8 protein-coding genes are annotated in these 11,249 nt (G+C 66.9%); 2 read left to right on the top strand and 6 right to left on the bottom strand.

The features are described 5' to 3' along the window. Positions 1 to 99: 99 nt before the first annotated feature. The 3 genes from phaC to ACV22W_RS23520 form a co-directional block, all read right to left on the bottom strand. Positions 100 to 1,974: a class I poly(R)-hydroxyalkanoic acid synthase gene (gene phaC / locus ACV22W_RS23530; protein WP_448022091.1), complete on the bottom strand. Its 1,875-nt coding sequence runs from the start codon at positions 1,972 to 1,974 to the stop codon at positions 100 to 102. Positions 1,975 to 2,347: 373 nt separating this feature from the next. After that, the gene (pgeF, locus tag ACV22W_RS23525; RefSeq protein WP_448022089.1) at positions 2,348 to 3,187 is read right to left on the bottom strand and encodes a peptidoglycan editing factor PgeF; all 840 of its coding nucleotides are present in this window, start codon (positions 3,185 to 3,187) and stop codon (positions 2,348 to 2,350) included. Positions 3,188 to 3,193: 6 nt separating this feature from the next. Then, positions 3,194 to 4,402: an RluA family pseudouridine synthase gene (locus ACV22W_RS23520; RefSeq protein ID WP_448022087.1), complete on the bottom strand. Its 1,209-nt coding sequence runs from the start codon at positions 4,400 to 4,402 to the stop codon at positions 3,194 to 3,196. 41 nt (positions 4,403 to 4,443) lie between these two features. Here ACV22W_RS23520 and ACV22W_RS23515 point away from each other — a divergent pair, with 41 nt between their 5' ends. Beyond that, entirely contained in the window at positions 4,444 to 5,268 is an 825-nt protein-coding gene (locus ACV22W_RS23515) for an outer membrane protein assembly factor BamD (protein WP_448022086.1), read from the top strand. Positions 5,269 to 5,350: 82 nt separating this feature from the next. Here the strand turns inward: ACV22W_RS23515 and ACV22W_RS23510 are convergent, their stop codons facing one another. The 3 genes from ACV22W_RS23510 to ACV22W_RS23500 form a co-directional block, all read right to left on the bottom strand. Beyond that, positions 5,351 to 7,594 (bottom strand): ATP-dependent DNA helicase, encoded by a 2,244-nt coding sequence (locus ACV22W_RS23510; protein ID WP_448022085.1) that lies wholly within the window; start codon positions 7,592 to 7,594, stop codon positions 5,351 to 5,353. A gap of 55 nt (positions 7,595 to 7,649) precedes the next feature. Then, positions 7,650 to 7,865, bottom strand: coding sequence for a YdcH family protein (locus ACV22W_RS23505; RefSeq protein ID WP_006755091.1), 216 nt, complete (start codon positions 7,863 to 7,865; stop codon positions 7,650 to 7,652). A gap of 77 nt (positions 7,866 to 7,942) precedes the next feature. Next, positions 7,943 to 8,689 carry a hypothetical protein gene (locus ACV22W_RS23500; protein ID WP_448022083.1) on the bottom strand — a complete coding sequence of 249 codons (747 nt, stop codon included), beginning with the start codon at positions 8,687 to 8,689 and terminating at the stop codon, positions 7,943 to 7,945. Positions 8,690 to 8,849: 160 nt separating this feature from the next. Between ACV22W_RS23500 and ACV22W_RS23495 the strand changes: the two genes are divergently transcribed. Further along, positions 8,850 to 11,174, top strand: a complete 2,325-nt coding sequence (locus tag ACV22W_RS23495; protein WP_059526047.1) for a Tex family protein — start codon at positions 8,850 to 8,852, stop codon at positions 11,172 to 11,174. Positions 11,175 to 11,249: the final 75 nt, after the last annotated feature.

The raw sequence follows: 11,249 nt of genomic DNA, 5'->3' as shown, positions 1-11,249 counted from the left end.
TTCCCTTTCCTCCAGGCCCGCACGACACGGCGCATCGCTACCGGCCCTGTTAAAAAAACTGCGGTGCACCGGACAGCGTGCGCCGCTGTCCGTCTTTCGTCAATCGCGCTGCAACACGTAGCGGCCCGGCGCCGGCTCGATCACCGGAAACTGCGCGGAACCGGCCTTGGCCGGAGGCGCCACCTTGCGGCCACCGTACTGGTCGAGCCATTCGACCCAGGTCGTCCACCAGCTGCCCGGGTGCTCGGTCGCGCCGGCGAACCAGTCGTCCGCGGATTCGGGCAGGTCGTTGTCGTTGACCCAGTAGCTGCGCTTCTTCTTCGCCGGCGGATTGATCACGCCCGCGATGTGGCCCGACGCGCCAAGCACGAACTTCAGCGGGCCCGTCAGGATCGACGTCGACGCGTAAGCCGTCTGCCACGGCACGATGTGGTCCTCACGCGACCCGTAGATGAAGGTCGGCACGTCGATGCGCGACAGGTCGACGGATTCGCCGCACACGGTCAGCGCGCCCGGCACGCGGAGCTTGTTCTCGAGATAGGTATTGCGCAGGTACCACGCGTACATCGGGCCCGGCAGGCTCGTCGAGTCGCTGTTCCAGTACAGCAGGTCGAACGCGGCGGGCGTGCGGCCCTTCAGGTAGTTGTCGACGACGTAGTTCCACACGAGATCGTTCGGCCGCAGGAACGAGAACGTGTTCGCGAACTCGACGCCGCGCATCAGCCCCGGCGCCGCGCCGTTCTTGCCGCCGATGGTCTGCTCGCGCATCTGCACGTGCGCCTCGTCGACGAACACATCGAGGATGCCGGTGTCGGTGAAATCGAGCATCGCGGTCAGCAGCGTCATCGATGCGGCCGGATGTTCGCCGCGCGCGGCGAGCACCGACAGCGCGGTCGCGAGCATCGTGCCGCCGACGCAGAAGCCGAGCGTATTGATCTGCTCGCGGCCGCTGACCTGCTGCACGGCATCGATCGCCGCGAGCAGCCCTTCGTTCATGTAGTCGTCCCACGTCTTGTGCGCGACCGACGCATCGGCGTTGCGCCACGACACGAGAAACACCTGATGGCCGCTCGACAGCGCATGCGCGACGAGCGAATTCTCGGGCTGCAGGTCGAGGATGTAGAACTTGTTGATGCACGGCGGCACGATCAGGAGCGGCCGCTCGAACACCTTGTCCGTCTTCGGCGCGTACTGGATCAACTGGATCAGGTCGTTCTCGTAGACGACCGCGCCTTCGGTACACCCGAGGTTCTTGCCGACCACGAATTGCGATTCGTCGGTCTGCGAAATCTTGCCGCGCTGCATGTCGCCGAGCAGGTTCATCATCCCTTGCCGCAGGCTTTCGCCCTGCGTCTCGAGGATCGATTTCTGTGCATCGGGATTGAGCGCCAGGAAGTTGCTCGGCGCGGCGGCGGCGGTCCATTGCTGGACGGAGAAACGGATACGTTCGCGCGTCTTCGGATCGGTCTCGAGCGCGTCGGCCAGTTCCTGCAGGTAACGCGCGTTGAGCAGATACCACGCAGCGGCGAACGCATGTGCGGGCGACGCCTTCCACGCATCCGCGCTGAAGCGGCGGTCCTTCAGTTCAGGCGACTCGAGCTTCGCCGCGGCGGCCTGCTGCATCAGCGTCATGCAATCGCGCGCGTAGTCGGCCTGCAGCTTCTGGAGCCGCTCCGGCGGGATCGCGGCCACCGGCAGCTTCAGCCCCGTGAACGGCGAAGCCAGGCCGCCGAGGGCGCTCATATCGGACATCGACGGCATCTGGAACGGAACGGATGTCGGGAACTGGAATGCGGCAAACGGATTCGCGGTGGTCGCCGCCGCTGCGGCGCGCGCCGGATCGGCGAAACCGCGCCAGGCGTTCAGCCATGCCTCGAACATCTGCTGCATCGGCTGGGTAGCCTGGTCGAATCCGGTGCTGCCCGCGAAAGTGCCCGCCTGAGCGGACGTCGACGAATTTTTCGATGCTGTCATTACCTGCCTTACCGGTGATTCGTGAGCGTCAATCGTGAAATCCTGCTCGCGCGCGGCGCGCCGGCTGCGAGCCGGGGCCGTCATGCTCTGGAGAGGCGTCTCCAGATTCTGCCGCAGTGCGGTATTTTTATCATTATCGTTTTCCCCATGTGAAGCACTGCATCAAACCGCCGAACATTTCTGCCCGGAGATAATCCGTGCGCAACAAGCGGGGCAAGGCTTCCGGCGAAACATAAAACATTTTGATTGACTTGACTTCGCGATTATTCATTCGTTTGTCCATACCACGCCGCATTGTCGCGTCAATATCGAGATAACCAATGTTCGCAATGCAGCAAATCGAGCCGCGCGCGCAAGCGCGCGCGGTCAGCCGTCAATCAGCCAGCCAGATCGCCGCCGCCATGCGGCCGGTCACGCGGTCGCGCCGGTACGAATAGAAGCGCGCGTGTTCGGTGACCGTGCAGGCAGTCCCGCCGCTCACGTGCGCCACGCCCGCGCGCGCGAGGCGCAGGCGCGCAAGCGCGTAGAGGTCGGCGAGGTACTTGCCGGGCGCGCCGTCGATCGCGGCGAACGCTTGCCGCGTCTCATCATGCTCCGACTGCGGAGCCGTGTCGAGAAACGCCGCGCGCACGTCGGCGCCGACTTCGAACGCCCGCGGGCCGATCGCGGGCCCGAGGTACGCATGGAGTTCATCCGTCATGCCGCCGGCGAGCGCCGCGACGCGCGCCGCGGTCTGCTCGACGATGCCGGCCGCGAGCCCGCGCCAGCCAGCATGCGCGGCACCCACCGCCCGGCCCCGCGCGTCGCACAACAGCACCGGCAGGCAATCCGCGACCATCACGACACAGACCGCGCCCGCGCGGTCCGTCACGCTCGCGTCGGCCTGCACGGGCGCCTCGGCACCCGGCGCGGCCTCGTTCACCTCGTCCGCACGCACGATCCGCGTGCCGTGAACCTGTTCGAGCCACGCCGCCCGCGACTGGCCCGCCAGCGCGAGCAAGCGCGCGCGATTCGCGGCGACATGGACCGGATCGTCACCGGTATGCAGGCCGAGATTCATCCCGCCCGGCAACGCGGCGCCGTCCTGCCAGCGCCCGTACGGGCCCTCGCTCACGCCGCCGTCGCGCGTCGTGATCAGCGCACGCACGCGCGGCGCCACTTGCCAGTCGGGCTGCACGCAGTCCTGCCACGTCAACGGCGCCAGGTTCGTCATCGGCACTCACTCCTCCTCATCGTCGTAATCGTCGTCGTGATCCTGATAATCACCGGCGAAATCGTCATCGTCGTAGACACCGTCTTCATCGTCGAATTCCTCGTCGCCCTGTCCGAAGCCCAGCGCCGCGACGAGCGCGCTCATGTCGTCCGGCAACGGACAACGCCACTGCATCGTCTTGCCCGTGACCGGATGCACGAGGCCGAGCCGCCAGGCGTGCAGCGCCTGCCGCGCGAACCCGCCCGGCAGCGGCGCGACCGAGCGCTTGCCGCGCGCGCGCCCGTACACCGGATCGCCGAGCAGCGGATGCCCGACATGCGAGCAGTGCACGCGGATCTGATGCGTGCGGCCGGTTTCGAGATCGCACTGAATCGCGGACACCGGCTGACGTTGCCACATGCATGTGTCAACCGTGCGGAAATGCGTGCGCGCGGGCTTGCCCGACGCGCCGGTGACGACGGCCATGCGCGTGCGCTCGCGCGGATCGCGACCGATCGGCGCGTCAATCGTGCCGTCTTCGGGCATCATGCCCCACACGAGCGCGAAATAGCGGCGCTTCACCGTGCGCGCCTGCAGCTGGCGCACGAGATCGGTCTGCGCAGCGAGTGTGCGCGCAACCACCATCAGGCCGGACGTCTCCTTGTCGAGCCGGTGCACGATGCCCGCGCGCGGCAGGCCGGCCGCCGCGTCGCCGTAGCGGTACAACAGGCCGTTGAGGATCGTGCCGCTCCAGTTTCCCGCAGCCGGGTGGACGACGAGGCCCGCCGGCTTGTTGATGACGACGAGCGCGTCGTCCTCGTAGATCACGTCGAGCGGCACCGGCTCCGGCGTAAACGCCAGCTGCTCCGGCAGCAGGTCGGGCACGAGCTCGATTCTCGCGCCGAGCGGCACCGGCTGGCGGATCTTCGCCGGCGCACCGTCGACCAGCACGCGCTGCGCCTCGATCCAGCTCTGCAGGCGGCTGCGGGAGAATTCGGGGAACAGTTGGGCAAGCGCTTTATCGAGGCGCTCACCCGCGAGAGACAGCGGCACTTCGACGACGCGCGGCGCCTCGTCGGCCGCCGCGGACGGCACGACAGGTGGCTGCATCGCGTCTGCAGCCAGATCGTCATCGGGGGAATCCCCCGACGCAGCGTCGGCGGGCCGATCGCTTGGGCTATAATCTTCGCGATTTGACTTGCCCCGCGGGGCATTCTGCGAACTTGAACGGGTCATTTAGACTGGGTCACCGAGACTTGAAGCTAGGACATGCGAGCATGATGAATTCGACCAAACGTACGGCCAAAACCGTCGCCGCCCGAGCTGCGGTGGCAGCGGCCGCGGCCCTCATCGCCGGCTGCCACGGCTTGCCGCAGAAGCAGGACGAGACGGCTACCTGGTCGAACAACAAATTATACTCAGAGGCCCAGGACGCACTGTCCGGCGGCGACTGGGGCAAGTGCGCGAAATATTTCGAATCGCTGCAGGGTCGCGATCCGTTCGGCCATTTCGCGCAACAGGCGCAGATCAACGTCGCGTACTGCAACTGGAAGGACAACGAAGCGGCAGCCGCCGACCAGGCCGTCGACCGCTTCATCCAGCTGCATCCGGATCACCCGGATATCCCGTACGCGTACTACCTGAAGGGGATGATCCACTTCAACGACGATCTCGGCCTGTTCGGCCGCTTCTCCGGCCAGGACATGAGCGAGCGCGATCCGCAGGCACTGCGCGAATCGTACGACGCGTTCAAGGTCGTCGTCGACCGCTATCCGAAGAGCAAGTACGCGCCCGACGCCGCCGCCCGGATGCGCTACATCGTCAACGCGCTCGCCTCGCACGAAGTGCACGCGGCCGATTACTACTATCGGCGCGGCGCCTATGTCGCGGCGATCAACCGCGCGCAGCTCGCGATCAAGGACTACAAGGGCGCGCCGGCGATCGAGGACGCACTGCACATCATGATCCTGTCGTACGGCAAGCTGAACCAGCCGGAACTCGCGGAAGACACGAAGCGCGTGCTCGCCGGGACCTTCCCGGACAGCCCGTACATCACCGGCCATTCACGCCCCGGCACGAAAAAGTCGTGGTGGCAGTTCTGAGCGACGCCCGAGCAGCAAACAAAAAACCCGGCCATCGAGCCGGGTTTTTTGTTGGTGCCGCCCGCAGCAGGCGGCAGCGCGGTCACGCGCGTTTTGCCGCGCGGTGCTCGTCGAAGAAGTCCTGCACGACCGCGATCTCGCGGGTGCGCTTGAACGGCGGCAGGCTCTGCCAGATCCGTCGACCGTAAGGCTTGTCGACGAGCCGCGTGTCGCAGATCATCAGCACGCCGCGATCCGTCTCCGCGCGAATCAGGCGGCCCGCGCCCTGCTTCAGCGTGATCACGGCCTGAGGCAACTGGTGAACCGCGAATGGACTCAAGCCCTTCTTGGTCAGCGCGTCGAGCCGCGCGGCCAGTACCGGGTCGTCGGGCGGCGCGAACGGCAGCTTGTCGATCACGACGAGCGACAGCGCATCGCCGCGCACGTCGACGCCTTCCCAGAAGCTCTGGCTGCCGACGAGGATCGCATTGCCGTACGAACGGAAGCGGTCGAGCAGTTCGGTACGGCTGGCATCGCCCTGCACGAGCAGCGGCGTGTTCCAGGCGCGCGACTCGATCACGTCGCGCAGCTTCGATGCGATCCGGTCGACCGCTCGCAGCGTCGTGCACAGCATGAACACGCCGCCGCCCGATGCCTCGATCGCCGGCAACGCGGCATCGAACACGGCATCGGTAAACGCCGGCGACGACGGCTGCGGCAGGTTGCGCGGCACATACAGCAGGCCCTGCGTCTGATAGTCGAACGGGCTTGCGAGCGTCATCGAGCGCCGCGAGCTGAGGCCCATCTGGGCCGCGTAATGCGTGAAGTCGCCGCGCACCGACAGCGTCGCCGACGTGAACACCCACGCGCGGGGTACGCCGGCGCGCTGCTTCGCGAAAATCGGCGCGACCGACAGCGGCGTCTCGTGCAGCTGGACGGTATGTGCGAACACTTCGACCCAGCGCACCTTCTCGTGCGGGTCGTCGGTGGTCGCCTTGTCGCCGGCGGCCGCCGCATCGGCCTTCGCGGCCGCTTCCGCCGCGCCGGGCGCGACCCAGCCCGCGAGCAGGTCCTGCAGCTCGCGTGCGCGCCGCAGGCACGCACCGAGCGATTCCGCCCGCTCGGCCTGGCTCGCGAGCGCCGAGGCAAGCGCATCGAGCGCCACTTCGAGCGCGTCGAGCGCGCCGAACATCGGGTGATCGTCGCCCAGTTGCGCGAGCGACATGCGCACGATCTGATCGTTCGCGAACGCGAGACGCAGGTCGCGCGCCGCACGTTCGAGATCGCCGCCGAGCTTCACCCACTCGACCGCATCGCGCGCATGGCTCAGGCCTTCGGCGACCGTGTCGCGCGCGAGTTCGAGGATCTGCGTGGTCGACAGCGTCTCGCCGAAGAACAACGTGGCCGTCTCGGGCAGCTGGTGTGCTTCGTCGAAGATCACCGTGTTCGCGTTCGGCAGCAACTCGGCCATCCCGGTATCGCGCAGCATGATGTCCGCGAAGAACAGGTGATGGTTGACGACGACGATGTCCGCCTGCTGCGCCTCGCGGCGCGCCTGCATCACGAAGCATTCCTTGTAATGCGGGCACTCCTGGCCGAGGCAATTGTCGCGCGTCGACGTGACCATCGACCACACGGGTGCCGTCTCCGGCACGCTCGCCAGCTCGGCCTTGTCGCCGCTCTTCGTGACCTTGGCGAACCGGACGATTTCCTGCAAGTATGCGGTGTCCTGGCGCGACGGCAGGCGGCCGTTGTCGGCCGTGCGCTGCAGGTAGTAATGGCACAGGTAGTTCGAGCGACCCTTGAGCATCGCGACCGTCACCGGCACCGCGAGCGCGTTGCGCACCGTCGGGATGTCGCGCTGGAACAGCTGGTCCTGCAGGTGCTTCGTGCCGGTCGACACGATCACCTTGCCGCCCCACAGCATCGCGGGCACCAGGTACGCATAGGTCTTGCCGGTACCGGTGCCAGCTTCGACGATCAGCGTGTTGTCGCCGGCGTCGCCGTCGGCTTCGACCGCAGCACCCTCCGAGGCGGATTCGGCCGTCTTGTCGCCTTCGCCGAGGCGGCGCGCCGGCCGCTTGCGGGTCTCGAAGATTTCCGGCTCGGGCATCCGACGCGCGGACGCCTCCATCGCGGACGCGACCGCGCGCGCCATCTCGATCTGCGACTGACGCGGGTGATAGCCGTCGAGCGCGCGCGCGAGCAATCCGCCGTCGCCGAAGATCGTGTCGAGTTCGTCGACGCGCTTGCGACTCAGCTCGAAGGTGCCTTCGGGCGCACGAACGCGCCCGGCGGACGACGCGTCACGCCGGGCATCGGGGTTGGCTTCAAGCGGTGAATTCAAGGCAAGCGTTCCTGTGTCCAGCGCCCGGGCGGCGCCGGCGCTTGCCAGGCCGCGCTCAGGCGCGCTTATCCGGTTCCAGCTGCGATTGCAGCAAAATGATTTTGTCCTTGGCTGCCAGCTTTTCCTTCTTCAGCCGGTGCAGCGTGATGTCGTCGATGTCGGAGTGTCCTTCCTTCAGCTCGATCTCCCGAGCGAGCTGCTGGTGCTGCTCCTGCAATGCTGCCAAACGGTTGTGCAATTCCTGCTGCTGTTCCGTGGGACGGTTTTGCATATGCGCCTCCTCATCGAAGCAGCGCGCCGACTGGCGTGCCGGCACGCACGAGACTGACTCCGGATCAATCCAACACGTTACTGCCCCTGCTGCTGCTTGGCCTTGTCGGCCGCTTCCTGCTGACGCCGCTCGACATCGGCCTTGTGCTGGGCAGCTTCCTTCTGCTTCTGCTCGTAGCGCGCGGCGTTGTCCACTCGCTCCTGCGCCTTTTGCGCGCCCTGCTGGCGCGCCTGATCGAGCTTGCGCTGGAAGTCTGCCTGCTTCTGGTCGTACGCCTGCTTGTTCGCGGCGCGCTGCGGCCCCTCGGCGCCGCGCTGCGCCCGCTTCAGTGCATTCTGCTCCTGCTTGTCGCGGAACGCAGCCGCGTTCGCCGCATCGTTCGCCGCGCGCTGCGGCGCCTCCGCCGCATTCTGCGCCTGCTTCAACGCCTGCTGCTGGTCGCGCTGTTGCGCCCGCACCGCGCGCTGTTCATCGTCGAGCGCAAGTTGCTCCTGACGGATGCTCGCACGCTCCTCGCGCATCCGGTCGCGCGCATTGCCGAGACAGTGATTGACGAAGAACTTGCTGTAGCAGTCGTGCTCCGCCACGGCATAACGATAATCGTTTTCCGCGGAACGTTGATTGAGCACTTTTTGACGGGCGTCAAAATCCTGCGTGGCGGAGGGTGCGACGGGCGCGGCCACTGCGGCGTCCGGCGCGGTTGCGCCCGATGCCTGTGCGTACGCGACGGTAGACCCGGCGGACAAAGCCGCGGCAAGCGCTGCGCCGAGCGCGACGAGAGAAATGCGGGAAGTTGGCAACGTCGTAGGAAAGCTGCGGGACATGTGTCAAATTCTATCACCCCCGGCTGGACGCTCCGCCATTTATGGCAAAATGCCCCGCTTCACTCACCCGCGGCATCTGGTCCGGCGGGCCCGTCTTGCAGCCCGCGGCGCGCGGCCTGCCGGCCCGCGCCGCGATTTCAGCAGGCAGATCATCCACGACATGACGGAAACCGTAGCACTCAAGATCGTACAGCGCATCGCCACCGAACTGTCCGTCCAGCCGCGCCAGGTCGCGGCGGCAGTGCAACTCCTCGACGAAGGCTCGACCGTTCCGTTCATTGCCCGGTACCGCAAGGAAGTGACCGGCAACCTGGACGACACGCAGCTGCGCCAGCTCGAGGAACGCCTCCTGTATCTGCGCGAGCTCGAGGATCGCCGCGCGGCGATCCTGTCGAGCATCGACGAACAGGGCAAGCTGACCGACGAACTGCGCGCCGCGATCGACGCGGCCGACAGCAAGCAGGTGCTCGAAGACCTTTATCTGCCGTACAAGCCGAAGCGCCGCACGCGCGCGCAGATCGCGCGCGAAGCCGGCCTGGAGCCGCTCGCGCAGGCGCTGCTCGCGAATCCGCTGCTCGACCCGCAGACGGAAGCCGCCGCGTACGTCGATGCCGACAAGGGCGTCGCCGACGTGAAGGCCGCGCTCGACGGCGCGCGCGACATCCTGTCCGAACAATTCGGTGAAACGGCCGAACTGCTCGGCAAGCTGCGCGATTACCTGCACAGCCAGGGCGTCGTATCCTCCGCGGTCGTCGAAGGCAAGGAAAACGAGGAAGGCGAGAAGTTCCGCGATTACTACGACTACGCGGAAACGATCCGGACCGTGCCGTCGCACCGTGCGCTGGCACTGTTTCGCGGCCGCAATGCCGGCGTGCTGACCGTCAAGCTGGGGCTCGGCGAGGAACTCGACGCGCAAGTCCCGCATCCCGGCGAAGCGATGATCGCGCGCCATTTCGGGATCGCGAACCAGAGCCGCCCGGCGGACAAGTGGCTGTCGGACGTGTGCCGCTGGTGCTGGCGCGTGAAGGTGCAGCCGCACATCGAGAACGAACTTCTCACGCAACTGCGCGAAACGGCGGAAGCCGAAGCGATCCGCGTGTTCGCCCGTAACCTGAAGGACCTGCTGCTGGCCGCGCCGGCCGGCCCGAAGGCCGTGATCGGTCTCGACCCCGGCCTGCGCACGGGCGTGAAGGTTGCCGTCGTCGACCGCACCGGCAAGCTGCTCGCGACCGATACGATCTACCCGCACGAGCCGCGCCGCGACTGGGACGGCTCGCTCGCGAAGCTCGCGCGCATCGCCGCGCAGACGCAGGCCGAGCTGATCAGCATCGGCAACGGCACCGCGTCCCGTGAAACCGACAAGCTCGCGAGCGAGCTGATCTCGAAGCATCCGGAACTGCGGCTGCAGAAGATCGTCGTATCGGAAGCCGGCGCGTCGGTCTACTCGGCGTCAGAGCTGGCCGCAAAGGAATTCCCGGAACTCGACGTGTCGCTGCGCGGCGCCGTGTCGATCGCCCGCCGCCTGCAGGACCCGCTCGCCGAGCTCGTGAAGATCGAGCCGAAGGCGATCGGCGTCGGCCAATACCAGCACGACGTGAACCAGCGCGAACTCGCCCGCTCGCTCGATGCGGTAGTCGAGGATTGCGTGAACGCGGTCGGCGTCGACGCGAACACCGCGTCGGTCGCGCTGCTCGCGCGCGTCTCGGGTCTGAACGCCACGCTCGCGCGCAACATCGTCGACTACCGCGACGCGAACGGGCCGTTTCCGTCGCGCGACCACCTGCGCAAGGTGCCACGCCTCGGCGACAAGACCTTCGAACAGGCAGCCGGCTTCCTGCGCATCAACGGCGGCGAGAATCCGCTCGACCGCTCGTCGGTCCACCCGGAGGCCTATCCGGTCGTCGAACGGATCCTCGCGAAGATCAGCAAGCGGATCGACGACGTGCTCGGCAGCCGTGATGCGCTGTCCGGTCTGTCGCCGGCCGAATTCGTTGACGAACGTTTCGGTCTGCCGACCGTGCGCGACATCCTGTCCGAACTCGAAAAACCGGGTCGTGACCCGCGCCCCGAATTCAAGACCGCAACTTTCCGTGACGGCGTCGAAAAGGTGTCCGACCTGATGCCGGGCATGCTGCTTGAAGGTGTCGTGACGAACGTCGCGGCGTTCGGCGCATTCGTGGATGTCGGCGTGCACCAGGACGGCCTCGTCCACGTGTCCGCGATGTCGACGAAGTTCATCAAGGATCCGCACGAAGTCGTGAAGGCCGGCCAGGTCGTCAAGGTCAAGGTGCTCGACGTCGATGTGAAGCGTCAGCGCATTTCGCTGACGATGCGCCTGGACGACGAAGCGGCCACACCGGGCCTGGCGCCGCGCGCCGGTCAGGATCGCGGCAATGCCGGCCGCGGCGCGGCCCGCCCCCAGCGTTCGCGCGAGCCGGAACCGGCCGGCGCGATGGCCGCGGCGTTCGCGAAACTGAAGCGCTGAGCACGCGAAGGCTGTCGACGCACGAAAAAAAGCCCGCCGGAAGGCGGGCTTTTTCATGGCTTCGGCAAGCGCGGC

The sequence above is a fragment of the Burkholderia sp. AW49-1 genome (genome assembly GCF_053427845.1).
This window is presented reverse-complemented; position numbering and strand designations above follow the sequence as displayed.

Bases quoted from the DNA above. Each gene is read 5' to 3' on its own strand.
- phaC (WP_448022091.1), bottom strand. From the start codon at position 1,974: ATGACAGCATCGAAAAATTCGTCGACGTCCGCTCAGGCGGGCACTTTC.
- pgeF (WP_448022089.1), bottom strand. From the start codon at position 3,187: ATGACGAACCTGGCGCCGTTGACGTGGCAGGACTGCGTGCAGCCCGAC.
- ACV22W_RS23520 (WP_448022087.1), bottom strand. From the start codon at position 4,402: ATGACCCGTTCAAGTTCGCAGAATGCCCCGCGGGGCAAGTCAAATCGC.
- ACV22W_RS23515 (WP_448022086.1), top strand. From the start codon at position 4,444: ATGATGAATTCGACCAAACGTACGGCCAAAACCGTCGCCGCCCGAGCT.
- ACV22W_RS23505 (WP_006755091.1), bottom strand. From the start codon at position 7,865: ATGCAAAACCGTCCCACGGAACAGCAGCAGGAATTGCACAACCGTTTG.
- ACV22W_RS23500 (WP_448022083.1), bottom strand. From the start codon at position 8,689: ATGTCCCGCAGCTTTCCTACGACGTTGCCAACTTCCCGCATTTCTCTC.
- ACV22W_RS23495 (WP_059526047.1), top strand. From the start codon at position 8,850: ATGACGGAAACCGTAGCACTCAAGATCGTACAGCGCATCGCCACCGAA.